This is a genomic window from Sulfitobacter marinus (genome assembly GCF_900116285.1).
Taxonomy (GTDB): Bacteria; Pseudomonadota; Alphaproteobacteria; order Rhodobacterales; family Rhodobacteraceae; genus Sulfitobacter; species Sulfitobacter marinus.
Genome location: NZ_FPAJ01000004.1, coordinates 1 through 25,810, shown reverse-complemented (window position 1 = coordinate 25,810; position 25,810 = coordinate 1). Strand labels below are relative to the sequence as shown.

Annotated in this window: 33 protein-coding genes and 1 tRNA gene; 10 read left to right on the top strand and 24 right to left on the bottom strand. The window is 56.5% G+C overall.

Features of this window, described 5'->3' with window-relative positions; genetic code table 11:
- Positions 1–11: 11 nt before the first annotated feature.
- The 3 genes from BM347_RS11635 to BM347_RS11625 all read right to left on the bottom strand — a co-directional run bounded on the left by BM347_RS11635 (position 12) and on the right by BM347_RS11625 (position 2,090).
- Entirely contained in the window at positions 12–608 is a 597-nt protein-coding gene (locus BM347_RS11635) for an energy-coupling factor transporter transmembrane component T family protein (protein WP_093916666.1), read from the bottom strand.
- Positions 583–1,308: an energy-coupling factor ABC transporter ATP-binding protein gene (locus BM347_RS11630; protein WP_093916665.1), complete on the bottom strand. Its 726-nt coding sequence runs from the start codon at positions 1,306–1,308 to the stop codon at positions 583–585. The genes BM347_RS11635 and BM347_RS11630 overlap by 26 nt, the downstream gene beginning before the upstream one ends.
- Before the next feature lie 83 nt (positions 1,309–1,391).
- A complete protein-coding gene (locus BM347_RS11625; protein ID WP_093916664.1) occupies positions 1,392–2,090 on the bottom strand; it encodes a COQ9 family protein in 699 nt (232 codons plus the stop codon).
- A gap of 115 nt (positions 2,091–2,205) precedes the next feature.
- On the opposite strand from BM347_RS11625, the gene rpsU reads away from it, so the two are divergent.
- Positions 2,206–2,412 carry a 30S ribosomal protein S21 gene (rpsU, locus tag BM347_RS11620; protein ID WP_005851231.1) on the top strand — a complete coding sequence of 69 codons (207 nt, stop codon included), beginning with the start codon at positions 2,206–2,208 and terminating at the stop codon, positions 2,410–2,412.
- A gap of 77 nt (positions 2,413–2,489) precedes the next feature.
- On the opposite strand, the gene BM347_RS11615 is transcribed toward rpsU, so the two are convergent.
- Together BM347_RS11615 and BM347_RS11610 are read right to left on the bottom strand one after the other, a co-directional pair.
- Positions 2,490–3,218 (bottom strand): SpoIIAA family protein, encoded by a 729-nt coding sequence (locus BM347_RS11615; protein ID WP_093916663.1) that lies wholly within the window; start codon positions 3,216–3,218, stop codon positions 2,490–2,492.
- A gap of 79 nt (positions 3,219–3,297) precedes the next feature.
- Positions 3,298–3,756 (bottom strand): Lrp/AsnC family transcriptional regulator, encoded by a 459-nt coding sequence (locus tag BM347_RS11610; protein ID WP_093916662.1) that lies wholly within the window; start codon positions 3,754–3,756, stop codon positions 3,298–3,300.
- 142 nt (positions 3,757–3,898) lie between these two features.
- On the opposite strand from BM347_RS11610, the gene ald reads away from it, so the two are divergent.
- Positions 3,899–5,017 (top strand): alanine dehydrogenase, encoded by a 1,119-nt coding sequence (gene ald / locus BM347_RS11605; protein ID WP_093916661.1) that lies wholly within the window; start codon positions 3,899–3,901, stop codon positions 5,015–5,017.
- A 70-nt stretch (positions 5,018–5,087) separates the two neighbouring features.
- Here ald and mscL read toward each other — a convergent pair whose 3' ends face one another.
- From mscL to pyk, 10 genes are all read right to left on the bottom strand, one after another.
- Complete coding sequence (gene mscL / locus BM347_RS11600) at positions 5,088–5,525, bottom strand: large conductance mechanosensitive channel protein MscL (RefSeq protein WP_093916660.1); 438 nt, start codon at positions 5,523–5,525, stop codon at positions 5,088–5,090.
- A gap of 162 nt (positions 5,526–5,687) precedes the next feature.
- Complete coding sequence (locus BM347_RS11595; protein WP_093916659.1) at positions 5,688–6,137, bottom strand: YtoQ family protein; 450 nt, start codon at positions 6,135–6,137, stop codon at positions 5,688–5,690.
- 14 nt (positions 6,138–6,151) lie between these two features.
- A complete protein-coding gene (gene pheT, locus BM347_RS11590; protein WP_093916658.1) occupies positions 6,152–8,551 on the bottom strand; it encodes a phenylalanine--tRNA ligase subunit beta in 2,400 nt (799 codons plus the stop codon).
- A gap of 73 nt (positions 8,552–8,624) precedes the next feature.
- Positions 8,625–9,422, bottom strand: coding sequence for a CE1 family esterase (locus BM347_RS11585; RefSeq protein WP_093916657.1), 798 nt, complete (start codon positions 9,420–9,422; stop codon positions 8,625–8,627).
- Complete coding sequence (locus BM347_RS11580) at positions 9,419–9,697, bottom strand: YrhK family protein (RefSeq protein WP_093917039.1); 279 nt, start codon at positions 9,695–9,697, stop codon at positions 9,419–9,421. Before BM347_RS11580 ends, BM347_RS11585 begins: the two co-directional genes overlap by 4 nt.
- A gap of 29 nt (positions 9,698–9,726) precedes the next feature.
- Positions 9,727–10,800, bottom strand: coding sequence for a phenylalanine--tRNA ligase subunit alpha (gene pheS / locus BM347_RS11575; RefSeq protein WP_093916656.1), 1,074 nt, complete (start codon positions 10,798–10,800; stop codon positions 9,727–9,729).
- 148 nt (positions 10,801–10,948) lie between these two features.
- Positions 10,949–11,314, bottom strand: coding sequence for a 50S ribosomal protein L20 (rplT, locus tag BM347_RS11570; protein WP_093916655.1), 366 nt, complete (start codon positions 11,312–11,314; stop codon positions 10,949–10,951).
- Positions 11,315–11,329: 15 nt separating this feature from the next.
- Positions 11,330–11,530: a 50S ribosomal protein L35 gene (gene rpmI, locus BM347_RS11565; RefSeq protein WP_008228149.1), complete on the bottom strand. Its 201-nt coding sequence runs from the start codon at positions 11,528–11,530 to the stop codon at positions 11,330–11,332.
- A 117-nt stretch (positions 11,531–11,647) separates the two neighbouring features.
- Positions 11,648–11,875 carry a hypothetical protein gene (locus BM347_RS11560; RefSeq protein ID WP_093916654.1) on the bottom strand — a complete coding sequence of 76 codons (228 nt, stop codon included), beginning with the start codon at positions 11,873–11,875 and terminating at the stop codon, positions 11,648–11,650.
- A gap of 44 nt (positions 11,876–11,919) precedes the next feature.
- Positions 11,920–13,365, bottom strand: coding sequence for a pyruvate kinase (gene pyk, locus BM347_RS11555; protein WP_093916653.1), 1,446 nt, complete (start codon positions 13,363–13,365; stop codon positions 11,920–11,922).
- A gap of 309 nt (positions 13,366–13,674) precedes the next feature.
- On the opposite strand from pyk, the gene BM347_RS11550 reads away from it, so the two are divergent.
- Both BM347_RS11550 and BM347_RS11545 read left to right on the top strand, forming a co-directional pair.
- The gene (locus BM347_RS11550; protein ID WP_093916652.1) at positions 13,675–13,986 is read left to right on the top strand and encodes a DUF1244 domain-containing protein; all 312 of its coding nucleotides are present in this window, start codon (positions 13,675–13,677) and stop codon (positions 13,984–13,986) included.
- A gap of 92 nt (positions 13,987–14,078) precedes the next feature.
- A complete protein-coding gene (locus tag BM347_RS11545; RefSeq protein WP_093916651.1) occupies positions 14,079–14,561 on the top strand; it encodes a DUF2867 domain-containing protein in 483 nt (160 codons plus the stop codon).
- Positions 14,562–14,608: 47 nt separating this feature from the next.
- Here BM347_RS11545 and BM347_RS11540 read toward each other — a convergent pair whose 3' ends face one another.
- From BM347_RS11540 to dgcN, 3 genes are read right to left on the bottom strand one after another with little or no spacing between them, the layout of a single operon-like run.
- A complete protein-coding gene (locus tag BM347_RS11540) occupies positions 14,609–15,469 on the bottom strand; it encodes a D-amino-acid transaminase (RefSeq protein ID WP_093916650.1) in 861 nt (286 codons plus the stop codon).
- A gap of 3 nt (positions 15,470–15,472) precedes the next feature.
- Positions 15,473–16,438, bottom strand: coding sequence for an N-acetyl-D-Glu racemase DgcA (gene dgcA, locus BM347_RS11535; RefSeq protein ID WP_093916649.1), 966 nt, complete (start codon positions 16,436–16,438; stop codon positions 15,473–15,475).
- A 45-nt stretch (positions 16,439–16,483) separates the two neighbouring features.
- A complete protein-coding gene (dgcN, locus tag BM347_RS11530; protein ID WP_093916648.1) occupies positions 16,484–17,485 on the bottom strand; it encodes an N-acetyltransferase DgcN in 1,002 nt (333 codons plus the stop codon).
- A 248-nt stretch (positions 17,486–17,733) separates the two neighbouring features.
- On the opposite strand from dgcN, the gene BM347_RS11525 reads away from it, so the two are divergent.
- From BM347_RS11525 to BM347_RS11515, 3 genes are all read left to right on the top strand, one after another.
- Entirely contained in the window at positions 17,734–18,693 is a 960-nt protein-coding gene (locus BM347_RS11525; RefSeq protein WP_093916647.1) for an L-malyl-CoA/beta-methylmalyl-CoA lyase, read from the top strand.
- Positions 18,694–18,797: 104 nt separating this feature from the next.
- Positions 18,798–19,397 carry a LysE family translocator gene (locus tag BM347_RS11520; protein ID WP_093916646.1) on the top strand — a complete coding sequence of 200 codons (600 nt, stop codon included), beginning with the start codon at positions 18,798–18,800 and terminating at the stop codon, positions 19,395–19,397.
- Positions 19,398–19,462: 65 nt separating this feature from the next.
- Positions 19,463–20,425, top strand: a complete 963-nt coding sequence (locus tag BM347_RS11515) for an acetyl-CoA carboxylase carboxyltransferase subunit alpha (protein WP_093917038.1) — start codon at positions 19,463–19,465, stop codon at positions 20,423–20,425.
- A 57-nt stretch (positions 20,426–20,482) separates the two neighbouring features.
- Here the strand turns inward: BM347_RS11515 and BM347_RS11510 are convergent, their stop codons facing one another.
- The 3 genes from BM347_RS11510 to BM347_RS11500 are packed head-to-tail and all read right to left on the bottom strand — an operon-like array spanning position 20,483 to position 22,315.
- Positions 20,483–21,133, bottom strand: a complete 651-nt coding sequence (locus BM347_RS11510; protein ID WP_093916645.1) for a GntR family transcriptional regulator — start codon at positions 21,131–21,133, stop codon at positions 20,483–20,485.
- A 37-nt stretch (positions 21,134–21,170) separates the two neighbouring features.
- Positions 21,171–21,581 (bottom strand): bleomycin resistance protein, encoded by a 411-nt coding sequence (locus tag BM347_RS11505; RefSeq protein ID WP_245764256.1) that lies wholly within the window; start codon positions 21,579–21,581, stop codon positions 21,171–21,173.
- 44 nt (positions 21,582–21,625) lie between these two features.
- On the bottom strand, positions 21,626–22,315 hold the full coding sequence (locus BM347_RS11500) for a M48 family metallopeptidase (RefSeq protein ID WP_093916643.1): 690 nt from the start codon (positions 22,313–22,315) through the stop codon (positions 21,626–21,628).
- A gap of 112 nt (positions 22,316–22,427) precedes the next feature.
- Between BM347_RS11500 and BM347_RS11495 the strand changes: the two genes are divergently transcribed.
- Together BM347_RS11495 and BM347_RS11490 are read left to right on the top strand one after the other, a co-directional pair.
- Positions 22,428–22,751: a TIGR02300 family protein gene (locus BM347_RS11495; protein ID WP_093916642.1), complete on the top strand. Its 324-nt coding sequence runs from the start codon at positions 22,428–22,430 to the stop codon at positions 22,749–22,751.
- 117 nt (positions 22,752–22,868) lie between these two features.
- Positions 22,869–22,944 (top strand) — tRNA-Ala (locus BM347_RS11490).
- A 695-nt stretch (positions 22,945–23,639) separates the two neighbouring features.
- On the opposite strand, the gene BM347_RS11485 is transcribed toward BM347_RS11490, so the two are convergent.
- From BM347_RS11485 to BM347_RS11475, 3 genes are read right to left on the bottom strand one after another with little or no spacing between them, the layout of a single operon-like run.
- Positions 23,640–24,251 (bottom strand): DNA-3-methyladenine glycosylase I, encoded by a 612-nt coding sequence (locus BM347_RS11485; RefSeq protein ID WP_093917037.1) that lies wholly within the window; start codon positions 24,249–24,251, stop codon positions 23,640–23,642.
- A 3-nt stretch (positions 24,252–24,254) separates the two neighbouring features.
- Positions 24,255–24,542: a YciI family protein gene (locus BM347_RS11480; protein ID WP_093916641.1), complete on the bottom strand. Its 288-nt coding sequence runs from the start codon at positions 24,540–24,542 to the stop codon at positions 24,255–24,257.
- 2 nt (positions 24,543–24,544) lie between these two features.
- Complete coding sequence (locus BM347_RS11475; protein ID WP_093916640.1) at positions 24,545–25,126, bottom strand: TetR/AcrR family transcriptional regulator; 582 nt, start codon at positions 25,124–25,126, stop codon at positions 24,545–24,547.
- Between the two features lie 187 nt (positions 25,127–25,313).
- Between BM347_RS11475 and BM347_RS11470 the strand changes: the two genes are divergently transcribed.
- Positions 25,314–25,810: site-specific integrase (locus BM347_RS11470; RefSeq protein WP_093917036.1), on the top strand; the 497-nt coding region annotated here is incomplete at its 3' end.

Genomic DNA, 25,810 nt, shown 5'->3' with positions numbered 1-25,810 from the left:
CAGGAAACTTGTTATAGGCCCCCACGGGCGCGCAATGCCTCGGCCACATGTTCGGCGTCATCCAGCGCAAGCACGGCAAAGGGGATGATCGTCCGCCAACCCAAACGTTTGGCGGAACGTGCCCGCCAAGACTGTGCCAGCATCTGACCCTTTTCCACCAGCACCGGAATAAATCGGATCACCAAGGCGATGCCCAGCTCAAGGCTGCGGGTCTGAAGCCCGATCCTGCGCAGGGGTGTCGTTAGCCAAGTCACCACATCAACCATCTGCGACAGTTTGGTGGTCATTGTGACCAGATTGGCGATGGCAACGGCACAGACCATGCGCAATGCAATCACAGCGCCGTTTTCCAGATCATTCGTGGCGACGTGCCAGATCAGGATCAGCGCCATAAAGGGCCACAGAATACGCAGCCGGACCATGCCGGTCTTGAAAAACTGCCATCCGGGAAGGGCGTATAGGATCAATGTCGCCGCCAGCATCGCCAACTGGAACCACAGCGCTGTGAAACTGAACAGGATCAACGTCGCCGCACATAGGCCCGCCAGCTTGGCCCCGGCAGGCCAACCATGCGCGCGGGTTTTAACCGGAGAGGTGAGTGAAATCATCCTGCTCTCCCAATTGCTGCATGCGCGTTACGAAGGCTTTGGTAACCGTTTTTGCCGCGCCGTCCTGGGCAATCCGCCCTTCGTCGATCCAGATCACGCGATCATAGCCCGACAGATATTGCGGGTCGTGGGTGATGTGCACCAAATGCGCATCTAGTTGCGACAACACGCGGCCAAGGTGCAGCGTCGTCGGAATATCAAGCCCGGCAAAGGGTTCGTCTAGAATGATCAGCTTGGGCTGCATTGCAAGGATCGACATCAGACAGACCAGTTGCCGTTGGCCCTGTGACAATTGGTGTATTGCCGCTTTCGCCCAGTGGGCGCGGTTAAACTGCGCCAGCATCGCTTCGGTGTTATGCGCGGCCTCGACCTTGGGCTGGCCAAGCTGGGTCAAGCCAAAGCTGATTTCTTCTTCGACCGTGGGAAAGATAATTTGGTGATCCGGGTTTTGAAACAGGATGCCCACATTGCGCAGGGCAGCCTTACGGTCTTTTGCGACATCAATACCCGCGATGCACGCCTGCCCCGATGTTGGGGCCACCAACCCAGCTAAGATACGGGCCAGCGACGTCTTTCCAGACCCGTTGCGCCCCACGACACCGATACGCCGCTCGTTTGCACGCAACGAAATATCGTGTAAAGCCGCCGCCCCATTGGGGGTCAAAGAGACGGCATTCAGGTCAATCATTGGGTCGGACATCGTATTCAGCACCAACAGTTCAGGCCCGCGAAGATTGCGGCCAGTCGGTGGCTAGCAGGTCTGAATGTCAGAGTGAAGCCAAGCTAGCGGCGCGGGCTGGTCCAACTGCCCGGCAAACCCATCTTTGACACGCGCGATGGTGCTTTGACGTGAGACAGCAACCAATTCGGGCCGGTCAGCAGCTTACTTAGGGTCGGGCTGTTTCTGACCTGTGCCTTTACCTTTTCGATCTGCATCACGTTATCGATGCGCCGGTCCAGAAACTCCCACGTGGCCTGATGCCCGTCGCTGGTGTCGCCCAACCAGTACAAAACGGTCGACGAATATACCGCGCTGAGCGTTGCGCGCTTGGTGTACCAGTTCACATCATCTGAGGTATCGCCCAAAGCATCCCAGATCGCATCACAGGTACCCCAAACCAGTTTGGCCCCGTCGGATGCATGTTGTGGCAGGGCAAACAAGGTTGTCCCCCGGCGCACCACTTCTTTGTCGGTCACGGCCTCAAGACGAAAACGCACCATCGCCGCGATCTTGTCGCGATATTTCATCTCGCTCAGGTCTTCGGCGTTCATCCGGTCAATCATCAGCGCATCGCCCCGCTTGTGGTAGGCAACCGCCAAATCAACCGATCCACGGGGGCACACGGCACGGGCAACCGTCGAATCGATGCCTGTATCGGCAATGGCCGCTTGAAATGTGGTTTCCGACCACCCATCAAAGGGGACATGCATCAATGCGGCGTCCAGCAGTTGTTCTTTGGGGTTTTGGCTGATTTCGGTCATGGCGGGCCTCCTGTGCGGTCAATGGCTTGGCACTAGACAATATAGGTCGTGCTTGCTATATGGCCACTTCCTGCAAATCCTTGCAACTTCAAACTAGAAAGGTGGTGAAAACCACATGCAGGTTAGTGTTCGCGATAACAACGTCGATCAAGCGCTGCGCGCCCTGAAGAAAAAACTTCAGCGCGAGGGTGTGTTTCGTGAAATGAAGCTTAAGCAGCATTTCGAGAAACCTTCCGAGAAAAAAGCACGCGAGAAAGCCGAAGCGATCCGCCGTTCCCGGAAACTGGCGCGGAAAAAATTGCAACGCGAAGGCATGATGTAAATCATACCAAGCGACGCATAAGAATACGAACCCCCGATACCCTTAGGTGCCGGGGGTTTTATTTTGCCTAACGCGGTTCAGTCAGCGGTGATCCACGCTTGGGCCGCTTCAAAATCGTTCTTGTCAAAATACCGCGCGTCTTTGCCAATCAAGCGTTTGACGATCTGCACGACCATCGCTTCCCATTTGGAATCGCCCACCACTGCGGCACGGTCCAATTGGCCAACGTGGTCCCGTACCAGCCGGAAATGCGCAGCCATCGCGCTTAGCCCTTGCCAGCCATCAAAACGTCTGATGTCCAGCAGCAACCGAAAGCGGTCGCTTTTGCGGATAAAGGCGTTCAGGTCTTCGGTTTCGGACGCATAAACATCCGCATCGATTTTACCCAGCAGTTCAACATGCAGCGCGCCGCCGCCCAAGTCGGTCTGGTGAATGGCACCCAGCGATTCGAACAACCAAAGGCGGGCGTCGTCTTCGTGCCATTTACCAAATACCGCCACCGGGCATGGCATCAAAATTGAAAACGCGCGCACCAGACGTGTCATCGCGGTGTTTGCGGTCACGATGGCAATTCTTTCAAAGCCGCTCCAATTGCCGATGCCCATTTTCGCATCATCCCAAAGCGCGCCCATGGTAAAGTCGGTCAGGTCAGCGTTCATCACGACCAACATCTTCAGCTTTTCGCCCTTTGCCAGCGCGGCATCCATCGCTGGCATCAAAACGTCACTATAATCTTTATCGGTAATCGGTGCCTTCATATGCACCTCTAGCAGGTTCTCCTGCGTTCCAGATTGGACCTCGATCATTGCTTTTCTCCCTTAGAGTACGCCGTCTTTCTAAGGGAACGCCTGATACTGGGCGTTGATCCAGATCAACGCGTCATATTCACACGGGCAACGCAGTGGTATTGCAGACCGTGCGCAACGCAAAGCTGGATTGCATCTGCCCCACACCGGGCAAACGGGCCAGAAACTGACGGTGGATGCGCGCGAAATCTTCCGTGTTTTCGGCAACTACCTTAAGCAGGTAATCGGCAGACCCCGCCATCAGATGACATTCAAGCACAGCAGGTATCCGGGCCACGGCCTTTTCAAAAGCATCCAACACCTCGTCCGCCTGCCCTTGCAAGGTGATTTCAACGAACACGGTGGTGGGCACACCCATCTTGCGGGCATTCAGCAGGGCGACATACCCTTGGATGTACCCTTCGCTTTCCAAGCTTTGAACGCGCCGGTGGCAGGCAGATGGCGACAGGTGAACCTGCTCGGATAGATCCGAGTTCGACATCCGGCCCTTGCGTTGCAGGGCGGTCAGGATACGGCGATCAATGTCATCAAGGCTCATGTGCGCAATACTTTCTCATAAATTTTGCAGTTTTCGATAGATTATTCCAATTCCACCCCCCGAGGCGAGCCAAAATTGGTGTCTAATTTCACTTTTACGGGCGTATTTTGGCGCATAGGCTCACCCACACAGGACAAAACCCATGAAAATCGGTTGCCCAAAAGAGATCAAACCACAGGAATTTCGCGTTGGCATGACGCCAAATGCAGCGTTTGAGGCCGTGAACAACGGCCACGAGGTTATCATTGAAACGGGTGCTGGCGTTGGCGCCGGTTTCGATGACGCCGATTATGTTGAGGCCGGTGCAGAAATTATCGCCACCCCCGCCGAGATTTTCGCAGCCGCTGATATGATCGTGAAAGTCAAAGAACCCCAAGCGGTCGAACGCAAGATGCTGCGCGAGGGGCAAATTCTGTTCACCTATCTGCACCTTGCCCCTGATCCCGAACAGACCAAGGACCTGTTGGCCTCTGGTGCGACATGCATTGCCTATGAGACAGTCACCGACCGTAGTGGCGGCCTGCCGCTGCTGGCCCCGATGTCCGAGGTTGCAGGTCGTTTGGCACCGCAAGTCGGGGCATGGACCTTGCAAAAGGCAAACGGCGGCCGCGGCGTTTTGATGGGCGGCGTTCCGGGCGTTGGCCCCGCACGGGTCGTTGTTATCGGCGGCGGCGTTGTCGGCACACATGCCGCGCGGATCGCGGCAGGTATGGGCGCGGATGTCACCGTGCTTGACCGGTCCCTGCCCCGCCTGCGCTATCTGGATGATGTCTATGGCGGAACGTTCAAGACGTCGTATGCCTCTGCGGGCAACACGATTGAACTGGCCCGCGCCGCTGACATGATTATCGGTGCTGTCCTGATCCCCGGTGCCGCCGCGCCAAAACTGATCAGCCGCGCCCAACTGTCCGAGCTAAAGCCCGGTGCCGTGCTGGTGGATGTGGCAATTGACCAAGGGGGTTGTTTTGAAACTTCCAAGGCCACGACCCACCACGATCCCATATACGAGGTCGACGGCATCATGCATTACTGTGTGGCCAACATGCCGGGCGCAGTTGCGCGGACATCAACGATTGCCCTTGGCAATGCGACGATGCCGTTCATGCTGGCATTGGCCAATAAGGGCTGGAAAAAAGCCTGCGCAGACGATCCGCACCTTAAGGCTGGGCTGAACGTTCATGCAGGGCAACTGACCTATGCGGCGGTCGCCGACGCGCTTGGCCTTGAAAGCATCAGTGCTGACGACGCCATCGCGGGATAAACGACCCCCTTTAACGCAAAAGGCCCGCAGGTGACTGCGGGCCTTTTGACATTCAATACGCGAGACTGAATTATTTCTTCGTCTTGGCCAGCGCGTCGCGGATTTGCAGCAGAACGTCCAGCTCGGATGGACCGGTTTCAACTTCTGGCGCAACATCATCAGGTGCCTCGGCGGCGGCCTTCATTTTGTTGACAGCCTTAACCAGCATGAACACAACAAATGCGATGATCAGGAAGTTGATGCAGGCCGTGATGAACGCACCATAGGCAAAGATCGCAGCGCCTGTTTCACGCGCGGCCTCAAGGCCGACACCTGCGGGCACGTCACCTGACAAAACAGTATAGAGGCTGGTAAAGTCAGCACCGCCCAGAACCAGACCGATGATCGGGTTGATCAGGTCGCTGACAAGCGAGCCTACGATCGCGGTGAATGCGGCACCGATGATGATACCGACGGCCAGATCCATAACATTGCCCTTGGCAATGAAGTCCTTGAATTCTTGAAGCATAGTATGTCCCTCATGTTATTTTAAGCATACGCTTTTACGTGTGTTAACCTTACGTGGCAGCCCGTTAGCACAGGTTGCACCATTTACGAGCATTATTTTTCGAAAAACACGCAAAATCGCGTAATTTATACGCTTAATGGCAATTTAACCCCACTTAAGGGCCTATTGGGGGAGTTTTCCGGTCAACACATACCGCAGAATCTGAACGACTTGCGCCGGTTCTTGAACGACGGCCAAGGCCGCGGCATCAACCTCTTTCAGAGCATGGGCGTGATCCGGACCATGCAAAACGACCAGTGATTTACCCAAGGCCGCTGCATAGCCCGCATCAAAAGCTGCGTTCCACTGTTTATATTGGTCGCCAAAGCGCACAACGACCACGTCGGCCATTTCAATGCCCTTGCGGGTACGGATCGCGTTCAGCTGTGCGCCCTTGCGATCATGCCAGAACTTGTCCGCTTCGGCACCCATGATGGCCACGCCACAATCATCGCTGGCCGCGTGGTCCGTCACCGGGCTGTCAAAGCTGACATCAAGATCAGCGGCACCTGCGATAATCTGGTCGCGCCAATCGGTATGAATTTCACCGGATAGATATACAGTTAAGGTCATATCAATTCTCCCCGTTATCCGCGCAACACGCCGCCGGTGGCTTTGGTGACCTTCTCAACCACCTTGGCACCGACTGCTTCGATATCGGCATCTTTCAAGGTTTGCTCGACCGGCTGCATACGCACCGTCAACGCAAGGGATTTCTTGCCCTCACCCAACGCGCCGCCGATGAATTCATCGAACACACGCACGTCATCGATCAGCGCCTTATCCGCGCCCATCGCAGCGTTTACCAATGTCATCGCGTCGATATCGGCATCTACCACAAAGGCGAAATCGCGCTCAACGGCTTGCAGCGCGCTGGTTTTCAGCGCCGGCCGTGTTGCACCTGATTTGCGTGGCATAGGCACCTCGGCTGGCCAGATGGTAAAGCCCATTGCCGGGCCTTTCACATCCAATGCGGCCAACACGCGCGGGTGGATTTCACCAAACACGCCCAGCACTTTTTTCGGACCAAGGCAGATTTGCCCGTGGCGACCGGGATGCCACCATTCAGCACCGTTGCGGTTGATCTGAACCTTGGCGGGCGCGCCAATCGCAGACAGCACCGCTTCGACGTCAGCCTTGACGTCAAACAGATCGACGGGCCGGGATGCACCATGCACATCCTTGGGGCCAGTACGCCCGATCAAAACACCACTGACCTGCATGTGTTGCTCGCCAGGTTCGCCCCCCGTGAACACCGGACCAACCTCGAACAGGGCCATATCAGGGAAACCGCGCGCCTGATTACGCGCGGCAGCCTGCAACAAGGCGGGCAACAAGGCCGGACGCATATGGCTCATGTCGTTGCTGATCGGGTTCTCAAGACGGGTTTCGTCTGTACCGCCACCAAACAGCGCGGCAGAGGGTTGATCAATAAAGCTGTAGGAAACACATTCGTTATAGCCCAACGCGGCACAGGCGCGGCGGGCCGCAGCCTCGCGGCGCTGCATCGGTGACAGGATCGGTTTGGGAATACCTGTTGTCAGACGCGGCAAGGGGCGACCTTCAAGCTTGGTAAGCGAGGCAATACGCGCGACCTCTTCGACAAGATCAGCCTCGCCCTGAACATCGGGGCGCCAGCTGGGCACATGGGCCATGTTCCCCTCAAGGCGGAAGCCAAGCGCCGTCAGCGTCTTGCGTTGGTCAGCCTCGGAAATGGTCATGCCAACAAGCGACTGCACCCGTGCGGCATCCAGCTTATAAGCGCGCGAAAAATCGGGTATCTTGCCTGCGACTACCATCTCAGACGCTTCGCCGCCCGCGATATCAAGGATCATTCGCGTGGCGTGTTCAACACCGTTGGGTGTCCATTCCGGGTCGATCCCGCGTTCAAAACGATAGCGCGCGTCCGAGTTAATCTTGAGCGCGCGGCCCGTATAGGCAGTGCGCACCGGATCGAAATAGGCCGCCTCGACGAATACATTCACCGTGTCCATGGAACAGCCGGTTTCGGCACCGCCCATGACACCGCCAATGCTTTCGATCTTTTCAGCGTCAGAAATCAGCGTCATGCCTTCGGCAAATGTGTATTCTTTGTCGTCCAGCCCCAACAAGGTCTCGCCACCCTTGGCACGGTGAACGCGCAAGGTGTTGCCGGCGATTTTATCGGCGTCAAAGACGTGCAAAGGCCGGTTGCGGTCATAGGTGAAAAAGTTGGTCACATCGACAAGGAACGAAATCGGGCGCAGCCCAATGGCGCGCAACGCGTCTTGCAGCCATTCAGGCGACGGGCCGTTCTTAACACCGCGGATCACGCGACCGTAAAAGACGGGGCATTGATCCAATGTATCTTCGTCAATCGAAACGGTGACCGGGCATGGGAATTTCCCCTCAATCGCGGGTGTGTCGCGTTTGATCAGCGTGCCCAAACCACGGGCCGCCAGATCGCGTGCAATGCCACGCACGCCCAGTGCATCGGGACGGTTCGGGGTAATCGCGATCTCGATCACGGGATCAACCTTGGCCGGATCATTTTCGGCCAGCCAGTCGATGAAACGGTCCCCGACATTGCCCGATGGCAACTCGATAATGCCGTCATGCTCTTCGGACAGTTCCAGCTCGCGCTCGGACGCCATCATGCCAAAGCTTTCGATGCCACGGATTTTGCCCACACCAATCGTCGTATCAATACCCGGCACATATACGCCCGGCTTGGCCACAACCACGGTGATGCCTTCGCGCGCGTTTGGCGCGCCGCAAATGATCTGCTGAACACCCTCATCGGTTTCAACCTGACACACGCGCAGACGGTCGGCATCGGGGTGCTTTTCCGCTGACTTCACGTAGCCCAAGGTAAAATCCGCCAGCTTGGCACCACGATCTTCGACGCCTTCAACCTCAAGCCCCAGATCGGTCAGCGCATAGGTAATTTCATCAACCGACGCCGTGGTGTCGAGATGATCCTTTAGCCAAGAGAGTGTGAATTTCATCGGTCAATCCTCGTGCAAATGCTTGGGCTAGGGCGTATCGCTTAATCTGCGCGGGTTCAATGCGGTTAGCGCGTCATTCACGCGCCATCAGGTCATCCAACTGCGTGCCTAGCCAGTGTTCGGGAATAAAATGGCCGCCTGTATGCACATCCAGCGTCACCTTGCGGCCCTGGCTGCACCGGTCCCAGACAATGTTCGTCGCTTCGGTATCCGCGCGGATCAACCAATGCTGGGTGATCTTGCCCTGTGCGCACCCGAAGGCTTTGCGCCACAGGGCCACGGCGTTTGTGGCGTCATGGCCGGGGCCGCGTGGCAGGCTCATCCAGATGTCGTTTAACCCATGCACGTGGCGCACTTGATCGGGCGGGTTCGGACAGGCGCTTGCCTGTTTGATGGTTCCCGACATGGTCATCAACCCGGCAATCCGGTCGCCCCGTGCACAGGCATAACGCCACGCCATCGCCGCCCCGAACGAAAATCCCGAGATGTAAATATGGTCCGGGTCCACCGGATAGCGGGCGGCGACATCGGCCAGCACGGCATCGGCAAAGTCGATGTCAGCGGGATCGTCCTGCCAAAACCGCCAAGCGCGGTTTTGCGCAGAGGGGGCGATGAGCATAACCCCACGTGGTTTGGTCTCAACCCCGATGCGCGGATGGTTCACCACCGTCTTGCCACGCCGAAGGAAGGCGTGGAAATGCATCATCACCGGAAGGGGAGAGGTGCCGTCCCAATCATCGGGCAGCAGGATATTATATTCGCGATTGCCGATCTTGCAGGGGATGTCGCCGCCGCAGGGTTGGGCGGATGTCGCGCTGGCAAAAGCTGGCAACACCAGCAGAACGCACAGTAGCCAACGGATTAGTTTCACTTCGCTCTGTCCGCGAGGTCTTTCACATCACCCATCCGGTACAGCTTGATCTCACGGATCAACCGCAAGGTCGGCTTGGCCGCAAAAAGAAATGATCCGATCAGAAAAAACCATGTCGCGGGTATCTGTTCTGTCTCGAAAAAGAACAGAATAGAACCGACGATAAAGCAAAGCGCCGCCATGAAATCCACAAACGTGTAAACCAGTTCGAACCGTGCATAGACGGTTCGGCTGGCATCCGACGCCTCGCGGTAACTATGACGAAAAAGCTTCACTTTGATGCCTTCCATAACGCGGGTTTTGCTTACCTGCTCAACCCACCATGCAAGTTCGGCTGGTCCAGACTGGCGAAACCATAATGCCGCAGCCAGCGTAGGTCTGAATCAAAGAAGGCGCGCAGGTCGGGGATGCCGTATTTCAGCATCGCGATGCGGTCGATGCCCATGCCAAAGGCAAAGCCCTGCCATTCAGCCGGATCGATTCCGCCTGCTTGCAGCACCTTGGGGTGGACCATGCCGGAGCCCAGAACTTCCATCCAGTCGTCACCTTCGCCAATGCGCAGCTGACCGTCGACCCATGAACACTGGATATCGACTTCGGCGGATGGTTCGGTGAAGGGGAAGTGCGAGGCGCGGAAACGGGTTTTGATGCCGTCGACCTCAAAGAACGCGGCAAAGAATTCTTCCAGCGTCCATTTCAGGTTCGCCATCGAGATGTCTTTGTCGATTGCCAGACCTTCGACCTGATGGAACATCGGCGTGTGGGTCTGGTCGTAATCGGCGCGGTACACACCACCGGGGCAGATGATGCGCAGGGGCGCGCCTTGGGCCTCCATCGTGCGGATTTGTACGGGGCTGGTATGGGTGCGCAGCACATGCGGCGGACGGTCGTCGCCCTCGGCGCGGTGCATATAAAACGTGTCCATCTCGGCGCGCGCGGGATGGTGGCCGGGGATGTTCAGCGCGTCAAAGTTATACCAATCGGTGTCGATGCGTGGCCCTTCGGCCACCGAGAAACCCAAATTAGCAAAGATCGCAGTCACTTCTTCCGTCACCTGACTGACGGGGTGGATCGTGCCCTGACGCGTGCCGCGGCTGGGCAGCGTCACGTCCAGCCATTCGCTGCGCAGACGTTCATCCAGCGCGGCATCACCCAAGGCGGCCTTTTTGGCGGCGATGGCCGAGTTGATCTCGTCCTTGAGCGCATTCAGAGCGGGGCCAACAGTCTGGCGCTCTTCCGGGGTCATCTTGCCCAGTTCACGCATTTTCAACGCGACTTCGCCCTTTTTACCCACGGCGGCCAGACGGATGTCTTCCAGCCCGGCTTCGTCAGCGGCACCAGCGATCTGGCCCAGATATTTCGCTTTCAGGTCGTCCATATCGGCCTCATGTCTTATGTTCGAGCTGGTGCTACCAGAATTGCGCCCGAATACAAGGCGGCGCGACAAAAACCGCGAGGCCCCAAAACGTAAAACGCCGCCCCGAGATCGGAGCGGCGTTTTGGTATTTCTAAGAGGCGACAGGCGCTTACGCGGCCAGTGCGTCTTGGGCTTGCTTAACAATTGCACCGAACGCGTCAGGTTCATTCACGGCCAGATCGGCCAGAACCTTGCGGTCTACTTCAACGCCTGCAAGGGACAGACCATTGATAAAGCGGCTGTATGTCAGCGCTTCGTCATAGCTGCGCACAGCAGCGTTGATCCGCTGGATCCACAATGCGCGGAAGTTGCGCTTGCGATTCTTACGGTCGCGGGTTGCATATTGGTTTGCTTTGTCGACGGCTTGACGCGCGACCTTAAAGGTATTCTTGCGGCGGCCATAGTAACCTTTGGCTGCTTTAATTACCTTTTTGTGACGGGCGTGGGTGACGACACCACCTTTTGTACGGGACATATCGGCTCTCCTATCTTAGCGGTCGTAGGGCATGAAGCCCTTGATGATCTTTGCATCTGGCGCAGACAATGCTGTCGTGCCGCGTGCGTTGCGCAGGAACTTGTTGCTCCGCTTGATCATGCCGTGCTGTTTGCCGGCCTGACTGCCGATGACCTTACCGGTCGCCGATACTTTAAAGCGCTTCTTAGCGCTCGACTTGGTCTTCATCTTGGGCATTTCCGTCTCCTTGACTTGAGTTCGGTAGATGCGCGACTCGGCATGCCACGTGGGCCGGACGCGCGGAACGAAGCTGGCGTATAGGTCGGACCGGGAATTATGGCAAGCCCAAAAGCGTTACCAGAATTTGTACCGGGCCATCACATTCACGATTACATCGGGAATATCGTTCAACCTGTACCCTTCGGGGTGGGTAAGCAGCGCATATAACACCAACCCGCCCGCAATCACCACAGACACAATCGAAACGCGCGGGGACCGGCTGTCGGCAAACGCCGACAAAATGGATGGGATCGATAGTACAGCAAGGGCAAGACCCAGAACCAAAGCAAGATCAGTGTCCATGGAATATGTGCCTTTACCGAATTCGTTTCACCTGATGGCGCAGGTTAGTCCGGATCAGCGCTAAAAATCAAACTTTCATCACAAGGTGCGACGCGCAGGATGTTTGTGCTGCCCTCGACGTTGAACGGCACGCCCGCGACCACAACCACCATATCCTCAGGCTCGGCATAACCCTCGTCTCGGGCGGCACGCACGGCGCTGACAACAGCCTTCTTGAACCGGTCAAGCCGTTCGGTGACGACGCAATTGGTGCCCCAGCTGAGCGTGAGCCGCCCCGCAGTCTTGGCCAGCGGTGTCAGCGCGATGATCGGTACACGTGGACGTTCACGTGCGATCAAGAGACCCGTTGTGCCGCTTTGTGTGAAACAGCAGATCGCCTTGATGTTTGTGGTTTCGGCAATCTCGCGGGCGGCGGCAACGATCCCGTCGGCCACGGTCATCCGATCGGCGGCACGCGACGCTTCAATGATTTGCGTATATGTCGGATCCAGTTCGACCTCGGTAGCGACATTGTCCATCGTCCGGACCGCATCGATTGGATAAGAACCTGCTGCGGATTCCGCAGACAACATGACAGCATCGGCACCTTCATAAATCGCGGTCGCCACGTCCGAGACTTCGGCGCGGGTTGGCATCGGGCTTTCAATCATCGATTCCAGCATCTGCGTCGCGACAATCACCGGCTTCGCTGCCGCACGACATTTGCGGACCAGACGTTTCTGAATGGGCGGCACGTTCTGGATCGGCAGTTCGACCCCCAGATCACCGCGCGCAACCATGATGCCATCGCTGACCTCAAGAATATCTTCGAACCGGGCAACGGCAGATGGCTTTTCGATCTTGGACAACAGCGCCGCCCGGCCCTTGGCCAGCTTGCGCGCCTCAAGAACGTCTTCGGGGCGCTGAACAAAACTGAGCGCAAGCCAGTCGACACCCAGATCGCAAACGAACTCAAGATCGGCGCGGTCTTTTTCAGACAGCGCGGCAAGGGGCAGCACCACATCCGGCACGTTCACACCTTTGCGGTTTGAAATCACGCCCCCGATCACCACTTCGCAATTGGCAAAATCGGGGCCGCAGTCTTTGACCTTGAGACGGATTTTACCGTCATTGACCAAAAGGCTCGCGCCGGGCTCAAGCGCCGCGAAAATCTCGGGGTGGGGCAGACATACACGGCTTGCATTGCCTTCAGCCTCATCGAGATCCAACCGGAATGGCGCGCCCTCCACCAACAGTTCGCTATCGCCCGCAAACACACCAACACGCAGCTTTGGCCCCTGAAGATCAGCAAGAATACCGATGGTCGATCCGGTCTCCTTTTCGATCTGGCGGATAATGTCGTGCTTGACCCGAATTTCATCATGGCTGCCGTGACTCATGTTCAAACGAAACACATCCGCACCCGCCGCATGCAAAGCCGAGATCATCTCGTGGGTATCAGAGGCAGGTCCCAAAGTAGCGACTACTTTTACATTGCGTGTGCGTTTCATACTCTACGTCTTCCTTCGTCAGTTGGGCCGGCATCGGCCCCAAATTCATCCAAGCTTACCCTTCTTTAGCACGGGTATCGCTCAGAGTGGATAGTAAATGCGTTAGCGATAACATCAATCGCACGACACGGGCCAGTATACCCCGCGTCCGTCCCACACCCGGAATTATACGGCAAATGGTTTCAGCAATATGACCGGCATCGCCTTTTCCAGCGAACTGCGCCATGATCTGCCCGCCGGTGCCGCACGGCCTATCCTTGACACCATGCTGGCCCGAACCCAAATTTGATCTCAAACAGGAGAAACATCATGCCCACGCAAACCGAGATCGAACTGCAAGCCGCCGCCTTTCGCCGCCTGCAACAACACCTGATGCAAGACCGCACCGATGTGCAGAACATCGACATGATGAACCTCGCCGGTTTTTGCCGCAACTGCCTGTCACGCTGGTACCAAGAAGCCGCCGCCGAACGCGGCATCGAGATGGGCAAAGAAGAAGCCCGCGAGCTGTTCTACGGCATGACCATGGATGAGTGGAAAGCCAACTATCAGACGGACGCCAAGCCCGACCAGCAAGAGGCGTTCAAGGTCGCGTTCGAGGAGAATGTCGGGAAGGGGTAGGGGCTTTCCTATTTTTTTCGGCACATAATGGGGCCGAACGTCCGAAAAGAGCCCTATCTTGCATAATGCTGCATTGCAGCTAAGGTGCAGAAATGATTGTTTTGCCAAACACCAACATTCGAATTTTGGGGCCGGTGCCAATGCTCTATTACTACGATAGGCAAGATACCCGTATACCTAAGAAAATGACCGCTTTGACCGCGTGGAACACAATCATGAGTGATCCACAGCCACTTCTCAAAATTGCTTTTCGAATACGCGATACAGTTTCATCAATTTTTGGCGTGAAACGCATCGGTGGATTTAGTGGAAAGCCGGTAGATCAGATAAGTGTCGGACAACATTTGGATTTCTTTCTCGTCGAGTATGTTGATGACGAGTGCTTAGTTCTCACAGAACGCGACCGTCACCTCGATGTTATGACGTGTATTTCAATCGAAGGTGAGACGCTTTCAGTTACTTCTTCTGTGTGTGTACATAATTTGTTCGGTCGCGCTTATATGATCCCTGTTGGAGTTGCTCACCGGTGGATAGTGCGTGGCATGTTCAGACGCCTGCAACAGCAGGCTATTTGATATTACTAAGGTCCGGTTAGTCCGCAAAGCCGCCATCACCTCCCCGCCTAAACTGCCGCCTTGCGCATCTCGTCCAGATAAATCTCGCGCAGGCGTGGCGCGATCCGCCCCGGCGTGCCGTCGCCCAGCATAACACCGTCAATCTCGACCACCGGCATTACGAACGCGCTGGCGGATGTGGTAAACGCCTCGTCTGCGGCCTTCGCCTCGTCGATGGTAAAGTTGCGTTCTTCTACTTCCATCTGCGCCTCTTTGGCGAAACGCAGAACGGCGGCGCGGGTGATGCCGTGCAAAATATCGTTGCTTAGCGCGCGGGTGACGATCTTGTTGCCCTTCACGATATAGGCGTTGTTGCTGGTGCCTTCGGTAACGAAACCATCCTCGACCATCCACGCATCATCGCAACCGGCTTTCTTTGCCATCATCTTGCCCATCGACGGGTACAGCAATTGCACCGTTTTGATGTCTCGACGGCCCCAGCGGATGTCTTCGATGCTGATGATCTTGGCACCCTTTTTGGCGGCAGGGCTGTCGGCCAGACCGGGCTTGGACTGCGTGAACAGAACAATCGTCGGCTCCGTCGTCTCGGGATCAGGAAAGGCAAAGTCGCGGTCGCCGTCAGACCCGCGCGTGACCTGCAAATAGATCAGTCCCTCGTCAATCTCGTTCAAGCGCACCAACTCGCGGTGAACCTCAAGCAGGTCGTCTTTCGAGATCGGGTTGCGCATTGCCAACTCGTTCAGCGAACGGCTTAGGCGAATGGCGTGGCCTTCGAAATCGATCAATTTGCCATCCAGAACCGAGGTCACTTCGTACACCCCGTCTGCCATCAGAAACCCGCGATCAAAGATCGAAACCTTGGCTTCATCCTCAGGCAGGTATTCGCCGTTCACGTAAACAATCCGCATGTCTTATCCCCAAAGCTTGGCCGTGGGTGGATGCACCCCGGCTGCGTCAAATATCAAAGCGTCCTCGCGGTCTTCGGCCAGAAGAAGCGGGCCGTCAAGATCAACAACCTTCGCACCCTGCGCCACCAAGGTCGCGGGGGCCATCGCCAGGGACGATCCAACCATGCAGCCAACCATCACGTCATAGCCCTCTGCCAGCGCCGCATCACGCAGGGCCAGCGCCTCGGTCAACCCACCGGTTTTATCCAGCTTGATGTTAACGACGTCATATTTGCCCTTCAGCTTGGGCAGGCTGGCCCGATCATGGCAGCTTTCATCGGCACAGACAGGTACAGGCCGGTCCATCCCGATCAGCGCATCATCTTCACCGGCCGGTAATGGCTGCTCGACCAGCGATACGCCCAACCGGACCAGATGCGGGGCCAGATCGGCATACACCTGCGCAGACCAGCCCTCGTTCGCATCAATGATAATCTGCGCATCAGGGGCCCCGGCGCGCACGGCCTCAAGCCGGGGCATGTCATCGGGCGTGCCCAGCTTGATCTTGAGCAAAGGCCGATGCGAATGCAGCGCCGCCTGCGCCTGCATCTTCTCGGGCGTGTCCAGGGAAAGCGTATATGCTGTGATCTCAGGCCCCGGCGCGGGCAAGCCGGCCAATTCCCAAACCCGCTTTCCCGCCTGCTTTGCCTCAAGGTCCCACAACGCACAATCGACTGCATTGCGCGCAGCACCCGCTGGCAGCAGATCATACAGATCCACCCGCGTGAACATACTTGGCAAGCCCTCGATCTCAGCGGTCACACTCTCAAGCGTTTCGTCATAGCGGGCATAGGGTACACATTCGCCCCAGCCCGTCACGCCACCGTCCGACACCCGCACGGTCAACACCCGCGCCTCAGTCCGCGACCCGCGTGAAATCGTGAATACCTGCGCCAGCCGAAACACATCACGGCTTACCTCAATACGCATACCCGTTCCTTCATTTTGCCAAATAAACTCTCCCCGAAGGGCCGGTCAGAGAGCTGCCAAAGCGTCTGCCAATCTATCGCCCCCTTGGCGGAAGGGATCAACAGCAGGCAAACCAAGACGCGTCTCCACCTCGGCCAGATAAGCCTCGGCCTCCGCTTCTGACATGTGCTGGGTATTGATCGAAATGCCCACCACCTTGCAACCAGCGTTCGCCACCTTTGCCAGCGCCAGCGCCGTGTCGCGGACCGCTTCCAAACTGGGCAGGGTGTAGTCAGGCAAACCGCGCATGGTTTCGCGTGTCGGCTCGTGACACAAGATCAAGGCGTCAGGCTGGCCGCCGTGGATCAAGGCAAGGGTCACACCGGAAAAAGACACGTGGAACAGGCTGCCCTGCCCTTCAATCACATCCCAGTGGTCATCGTCATTATCAGGCGTCAAGTGTTCGATCGATCCAGCCATGAAATCAGCAACAACAGCATCCAACGGCACACCTTCGCCGGTGATCAAGATACCGGTCTGGCCGGTCGCACGGAAGGTGCTTTTCATACCCTTCTTCTGCATCGCCGCGTCCAGCGCCAAGGCGGTATACATCTTGCCGACGGAACAATCTGTGCCGACCGCCAGCACCCGCTTGCCGCTGCGCTTCACGCCATTTGCAATGGGATATGGTTCAGATGGAATCCGCACATCGTGCAAGCTGCGACCATTTTTGGTCGCTGCACTGGCCAGATCGGCCTCGTCACGCAGAAGGTTGTGCAATCCAGATGCCAGATCAAAGCCCAGATTAAGCGCCTCAAGCAGCACCGACTTCCACGCCGCACTGATCACACCGCCCCGATTGGCCACACCAATGACGAGGGTTTTTGCGCCGGCTTCTTTCGCCTCGGCCAAGGTCATATCGGCCAGACCCAGATCGGCCTTGCATCCGTCCATGCGGAACTGAGCCACGGCATTGTCCGGGCGCCAGTCTTTGATGCCTTGCGCGACTTTAACAGCCAGTTGGTCAGGCGCGTCGCCCAGGAAAAGAAGATATGGTGTTTCAATCATCGCTACGTGCTCCGGCAAAGTATGTTTGCGTCATTTTCGCTGTTTCTAGCGACAAGAGGATTGCAAGTCTGCCCCCATGGCAAGTCATTGCGAGAGATTAATGTGCACATTCATCTTTTCGTCGAATATTTGTGCAAGCACTCAAGGTGCAATGCTGCACCTGCGATATCTCGCTTGCAGCTTGCGGCGCAATTTAATACCAACCGACGCAAGCCTTCTGCAATATTATTACCCGAGGAAATTCGACCATGAGCTTTCGCATCCAGCCCACGCCGCCCGCACGCCCCAACCGCTGCCAGCTTTTTGGGCCCGGCTCCCGCCCTGCCTTGTTTGAAAAAATGGCCAGCTCGGCTGCTGATGTGATCAACCTTGATCTAGAGGATAGCGTCGCACCGTCAGACAAGGATACCGCCCGCGCCAACATCATCGGGGCCATCAATGATATCGACTGGGGCAATAAAACACTCTCCGTGCGGATCAACGGGCTCGACACACCCTATTGGTACCGCGACGTGGTTGAGTTGCTGGAACAGGCGGGCGACCGCCTTGACCAGATCATGATCCCGAAAGTCGGCTGTGCTGCGGATGTTTATGCTGTGGATGCGCTAGTCACTGCCATTGAAACAGCCAAGGGCCGGTCGAAACCCATCGCATTTGAGGTGATCATCGAATCGGCCGCAGGCATTGCCCATGTCGAAGAAATCGCCGCATCCAGCCCGCGCCTTGAAGCGATGAGCCTGGGTGCTGCAGATTTCGCGGCATCCATGGGCATGCAAACCACCGGCATCGGCGGAACGCAGGAAAACTATTACATGCTTCATGACGGGGCAAAGCATTGGTCTGATCCGTGGCACTGGGCGCAAACAGCGATTGTTGCCGCCTGCCGCACCCACGGTGTGCTGCCCGTCGATGGCCCGTTTGGTGACTTCTCTGATGACGAAGGCTACCGCGCTCAGGCGCGGCGCTCCGCCACTTTGGGCATGGTCGGCAAATGGGCGATCCACCCCAAGCAAATTGGCGTGGCGAACGAAGTCTTTACCCCATCAGCAGAGGCTGTTGCCGAAGCCCGCGAAATTTTGGCCGCCATGGAGACTGCGAAGGCAAATGGCGAGGGTGCCACGGTTTACAAGGGCCGCTTGGTTGATATTGCCAGCATCAAACAGGCCGAAGTCATTGTGCGTCAGTCCGAAATGATTGCAGCGCGATAATCGCGGACCTCAAGCGGGGGGCCAGCCCCCCGTACCCCCCGGGATATTTGTAAGCCAGAGAAAGGGGGCTTGGCGCGGATGCAGAGTTGAGGCATCTGTTGGGTATGACTTTTGATGTACTCTCTGCCCTTGCGCTATTTGCGTTTATAACATCCATGACGCCGGGCCCGAATAACCTGATGCTGATGGCCTCCGGCGCGAATTATGGTTTTGCACGTACGGTCCCGCATATGCTCGGGATCACAATCGGCTTTATGATCATGCTGCTTTTGGTCGGGTTTGGTTTAATCCGGGTGTTTGATACCTTTCCGGTTATCTATACCGTCCTCAAGGTATTGAGTGTCATCTATCTGCTGTATCTTGCCTATAAGATCGCGACCGCTGGCCCTGCGCAGCAAGCAGCGGCAACCGGGCACCCCTTGAGCTTTATTCAAGCCGCCGGATTTCAATGGGTCAATCCCAAGGCCTGGGCCTTTGGCCTAAGTATCATCACGATTTATGTGCCTCAGGCCGATGCTGGCCCGTTGTTTATTACGGCAGGTGTCGTGGCGGTTATGGCTTTTCCTTCAGTGACACTATGGACCGTTTTAGGCAAAGAAATGGCGCGGTTTTTGACCAACCCGCGGCGTTTGACGATATTCAACTGGACGATGGCCGCTTTGTTGGTGGCGTCCCTGGTTCCCGTGCTTTTGCCGGCAGCGTGAACGCGCTGCGTTGCAAAGGCCGCAAATCAGCGCCATATAGCACAGAACCTAACGCGGAGCATGTGATGACACAGTATCTGGATTTTGAAAAACCACTCGCCGAGATTGAGGGCAAAGCGGAAGAATTACGCGCCCTTGCCGGATCTTCGGAGGGAATGGACGTCAGCGCCGAAGCAAAGGCGCTGGATCAAAAAGCCCACCAGATGCTGGACGATCTATACAAATCCCTTACCCCGTGGCGAAAATGCCAAGTGGCGCGGCACCCCAACCGTCCCCATTGTAAGGATTATATCGAGGCGCTTTTTACAGATTACACACCGCTTGCCGGTGATCGTAACTTTGCCGACGATTTGGCCGTAATGGGTGGTTTGGCACGTTTTGATGACGTGCCTGTCATGGTGATCGGACATGAAAAAGGCGACGATACAAAATCACGAATTGAACGCAACTTTGGCATGGCCCGGCCCGAAGGCTATCGCAAAGCCGTGCGATTGATGGAACTGGCAGATAAGTTTGGCTTGCCGGTCATTACGTTGGTCGACACCCCTGGTGCCTATCCCGGCAAAGGTGCCGAGGAGCGTGGCCAATCGGAGGCCATCGCCCGCGCGACTGAAAAATGTCTGCAAATCGGCGTGCCACTGGTTTCGGTGGTGATCGGAGAAGGTGGCTCTGGCGGGGCTGTTGCTTTTGCCACTGGGAACCGGCTCGCGATGCTTGAGCATTCTGTTTATTCGGTGATTTCCCCAGAAGGCTGCGCATCGATCTTGTGGAAAAACTCAGAGAAGATGCGTGAAGCTGCCGAGGCGTTGCGCCTGACAGCCCAAGATTTGAAACAGCTTGGCGTAAATGACCGCATCATTCCAGAACCGCGCGGCGGCGCGCATCGCGATCCGGCCGGGGCCATCAAAGCTGTTGGCAAGGCGATCGAGGCCATGCTGAAAGATTTAGACGGTAAGAAGAGCAAGGCGTTGATTGATGACCGGCGCGCCAAATTCATGGCGTTGGGTTCAAAAGGGCTGGCGGCATAATCCGAGGCGGTATCGTTTTCTTGCCAAGAAAACGGGCGGGGTTTTGAAAACTCCGGCTCAGGTCGCGAGCATGCGCAAGCCTTGAGTCACGTCGGTTCTGACGGCAAGGCGCAATCCCGGCTCGTCCCCTGCACGCAGCGCTGCAATGATCAAACGATGAAAATGCGGCGGCTCGGTCCGGCGCAAACGGCCATATAGGGCACGCATGGTCGGCCCCATTTGCAGCCAAACGGTTTCAGCCATCGCCAGCATCGCAGGGGCCTGCGCGCGCAGATACAACGTACGGTGAAATTCTAGATTGGTGCGAATATAGCTTACAGCATCACGGTGGGCGACGGCTTCGGACACCGCATTATTGATCGTTTGAAGCCGGTCGATCAGGGCAAAATGCGCACGTGGCAGCGCACGGCTGGCCAGCTCGACCTCGATCAAAGCGCGCAACGCGGCAAGTTCCTCGATCCGCTCGTTGCTCAGTTCTGGTGTGGAGATGCGCCCCGACGCCGACATGGTCAGCGCCCCTTCGGCCACCAGACGGCGCACCGCCTCGCGGGCGGGCGTCATTGAAACCTCGTACTCCTTACCGATCCCTCGCAAGGTCAGCGCATGGCCCGGCGGAAGATCACCATTCATAATACGGCCGCGCAATTGCCGGTAAACACGGTCATGGGCCAGCGGCTGAGCATCAAGGGGGCGAGGGTTCAGGTTCATATTGCCGTTGTGATCACAAAAAATGGCCGCGTCAATGTCAAGCTTGATCGCGTGCGGTGGGCCTGTCCCCTATGAGCTGGCTGAACCGAAGCAGATAGCCATCCGGATCCTGCACCAAAAACTCGCGTACGCCCCGCTCAACCTTATCGATCCTGTACCACGCTGTTTCGGGTGCTTGAAACAGAGCAACCCCGGAGTTGGCAAGATGATCAACAATCGGCTGCAAGTCCGGCACCACAATCTGAAAGTTGACGCCCCGCCCGTATGGCTTTTGCAATGGCCCAGTTTCCCAATAACCGTTTGATTGCTCAAGCATGATCTGCGCCTTGCCGAGAGCCAGATAAGCGAACTCTCGCTCGGGCCGCTCGAACAGCACCTTAAACCCAAGAATTTTTGTATAAAACTTCAGGCTTTGTTCAAAGTCACTGCAGGAAAGCTCAGGGACCAATGCGGCCAGTTGAGGGGGTGTCATAGGCGGCTCCAGCTTGTATTTTATTTAAATCGGTAGCGGTGCAGATCACTGCCGTTTTGGCGCAGCCAGCGGCGCGCATCTTTATAGGGACCATAGATTCGCTCCACCTCGGCCCAGAAGGCGGGCGAGTGGTTCATCTGTGCCAGATGGGCGACCTCGTGGGCAGCGACATAGTCCAGCACTTCGGGCGGGGTCAGTATCAAGCGCCAGGAAAACATCAGCCCGCCGTCGGATGTGCACGACCCCCACCGAGACCGCGTATCGCGCAGGGTCAGCTTGCTGTAGGGTCGCCCTAGAACCGCGGCGTAATCATCACAGGCCCCCGCCAGACGGTCCCGCGCAAGTTCTTTTAAATGCGCGGCAAGCCGTGCCGCTACACGGTCTTCGCGCCCGGGCACCGCAATTGTGTCATCACCCAATTGAACGCGGCGTCCCTGCCCCTGAATGACCTGCACCATGCGCCCGCCCAAGGGGAACTCCGCACCGATACCGATTGGGATATCCGCGCCGCGCGTCTCAAGGTGCTTGCGAATCCATTCTTCCTTTTCACGGGCGAATGCGATGCCCTCGGCCTCTTGCAGCCGCTTGGGAAGCGTCAGCGTCACGCGGCCATCCAGTTGCGAAATACGCAGAGATATACGTCTGGCCCGCGCGGAACGGCGCAGGATAAGCGGGATTGGCGGATTGCCGGGCAGGAACGGATCGGGCATTTTGGGCTTTCGGGCGCATATAGTGTGGCGATTGCCTTTGACAGTTCCTATCTCATATGGCACTTGGCCTGAATCATCTATACGCAACAACACTTTCAAAAAGGGGACTTCGATGCCCAATGAAGAATGGGGAACCAAGCGCCTGTGCCCCACAACGGGCAAGCGGTTCTACGACCTGAACAAAGACCCGATCATCAGCCCATACAGCGGTGAGGTCGTCGAGATTGACAACTCCAAGTCGCGTATGATCGCCGCCGACGCCGAAGACGCCGTCACAGCAAAGGCCAAAAAAGGTGACGCTGAGGACGACGTATTGGTAGATGACGACGACGTTGATGTGGATCTGGATGACGATATTCTGGACGATGACGACGACGAAGAAGATACAGTTCCGCTCGAAGAAATCGCGGACGTTGCCGCCAATGACGACGACTGATTAAACTTTACGAAGGCGGGAGTGGATTTTCCCCTTGATCCCGCCTTCGCTTGCGCCTATTCAGCGGCGCAGCAGCCATCCCGGGTTGCGACAACGACCGGATCATTGATCCATGATGGGGCCTTAGCTCAGCTGGGAGAGCGCCTGCATGGCATGCAGGAGGTCAGCGGTTCGATCCCGCTAGGCTCCACCAAACCACCCTCATCCAGCACTACAGATCGCCTGCCCCGTATAGGCTGGGATTTTGCCGTTACCGGCACATTACGCAGCCTCTTCAGGACAAAACGGGCGCTACCGGGATGCGTAGCTAAGGTTCGCAAGAGCGCACTTCGGCCGATACACGCGTATCATCTACGTTCTACGTGCGATGCATTTGATTTCTACGACAGCACCGTCTTGAATAAATCCGGCGACATTTTCCAATCCGTGACGTAGCTCTCCAAATCGGCAGGAACAATCGCTTTTGGCATCTGGGTGCTTCCTTAGCTTTGTGTTTCCATAAATGAATAACATCAAAAGCATGTGCAATGAAGCAGACCATGAGCGTCTGGGTGCGAAGGCCGGCTTTGCGTCCCCTATGGTGAGTTCGAACACCATGACGGGCACGGTGTTATTTCCGGAAACTGTCGCTCGTAGATCGCGCGGCTAAGGTGCTTGGAGAGCCCACTTTACCAATACCGTCCCGCAGTATTTCGCATGAGCAAATAATCCGGCCTACATTGATGGCCCTAAGCTGCCGCTGGCCGACCGATCAGGATGCTGCGGTCGCAGCCCGCATTGCCGACATTCGCTGCAACTGCTCGATTTGGAGAGTGTTGCATGCCCGGAGCGCGGGACGGTGCGGTCATCGAGGACCGAGATTGGAATGTCCGCTGTCACGGTTTTCGATTAGCGCTTGGGTGGTTCAAAGGCCTGCCGGGCCTGCTTGACCCTGTCTCGTATGACGCACCCCTTTGCATGATCGTTGATGAGACCTATTGCCTGCATAAATGCAAAAACGGTGGTATGCCCTAGAAACTTCCAGCCACGTTTCTTCAATGCCTTTGACAAGGCAACAGAAGCGGCAGACGTCGTTGCAGTTTGGGGTTCGGAAAGAGTCTCAGGATCAGGCTCGAAAGCCCAGACAAATGCTGCGAGCGATCCCTCGGCTTCTACAAGCTCGCACATACGTTGCGCATTGTTGATCGTCGCGTCGATCTTGCTCTTGTTTCTGACAATCCCGGCATCTGCCATCAGACGTTCGCGATCCACTGCGCCGAACTGAGCAACCTTGGCATAGTCAAATCCGGCGAATGCAGCGCGGAAATTCTCGCGCTTGTTCAGTATTGTGCGCCAGCTCAGTCCGGACTGAAAGCTCTCAAGACACAGCTTTTCAAAAAGGCGAATATCATCAACGACCGGAAAGCCCCATTCGGTGTCATGGTAGTGCAGGAACTCAGGTGCAGCGTCACACCATTCACAACGTTCTTGGTCGTCGGATCCGGTTATTAACTTATCCACCACTCAGGCCTTCAACATTTCAAGGGCAGGCGCGGTCTTCTTGACGTCAACCTCGATGATTTCAGCGACAACAATATCATGCTGTACGAATGGATCAGAATTGACCCGCTCTTTCAGCGCGTCCCCGCTTTCTCCAACAGCCATTACCGCGCCGCCGCCTTCTGGCTTAAGCGAGCCAACGCATTGGAAAACGCCGTCAGCAAAGCCCGCGGCGATCCACGCGTTATGTGCCGCCATGTGCTCATGAGCCGCGGCTTTGTTCTTTGATAATCTAAGGAAGATAATAAACATGCTCAGCCTCTCACCAGTTGTTTGTTGGGTAGGGTTTCTAACCAGTTTTCAAGTGCGACGACCTCAGATTTCAGAAATTCGCCATCTCCATAGGCCGAAGCCAGTACGGCGGTGCCTTGGGATCGGCTCAACACATGTAGTGCCAGATCAGCAGCGTCCTTGCCGTGGCCAAGCGCTTTGAATTGGTGCGCAAGCCAATCCCGAAACAGGCTAAAAATCTCTGCGGCTCTGTCTTTTGCGACATGATCAAGCTTAGCCAGCTCGGTCGTCAACGATCCAACAGGGCAGCCAAACGCCATGATCTTAGTTTGGTTGGCGATCAGAATGCGAATGAAAGACACAATGCGCCCTTTGGGTGTCGCACCTACGTCCCAAGCATCCAACATTTCCTTCGTCTTGTTCATCCTGCGTGTGATCACAGCGTCAAGGATGTCATCCTTGGACTTGAAGTGGTGATAAAAATTACCGCGCGAAATGCCAACCGCTGCCGCGACATCAGCAAATGACGTCGCTTCAAACCCTTTCTCATAGAACAGGGAGTCAGCCATCTCCTCGATAGATTTTCGCGTGTTCAATTTGCTCATACCCTCATTTAGGACAATTGTCCTAAATCTGTCAACTTCGCCGAACCAGCTATTCGTGCTCGACGCAGCATCGGTCAAATTAGGGCTCCTTTCGGTCCTCAGATGCAACGCAGCATCCGGTGATATACTGCTTTAGTCAACGTCGGGTTGTCGTTGTGGGAGGGCATGGCGGATCGGAGGATCAGTCATGGAAACACCAAACCTACCAGCCATTCGCGCACTTCGCCCCGCTTGGAACAAGGGTCGTATCGTTGGTCAGAAACGGCCTTTGAAGCCTCAACACGTTTGGGCGATCAGGGTTCGTCTAGAACTATCAGAGAACCATCGCGACCTCGCGCTGTTTAACATGGCGATCGACAGCAAGCTGCGCGGCTGTGACCTGGTGAAGATGAAAGTCGTCGACGTCATGGCGTCGGGTCAGATCAAGGAACGGGCATCGGTGTTACAATGCAAGACACAGAAACCTGTGCGATTTGAGATATCCGAAGGCACACGCGCCTCGGTCGAAAAGTGGATGGAAGATGAGCTCATGGTTGGCTCGGAGTACCTTTGGCCGGGTCGGTTCCATGAACGCCTGCACATCTCGACACGCCAGTATGCGCGGATCGTCCGCGACTGGGTCACATCAATCGGCCTAGACGCGAGTGCATATGGCACGCATTCGATGGGGCGGACAAAAGTGAC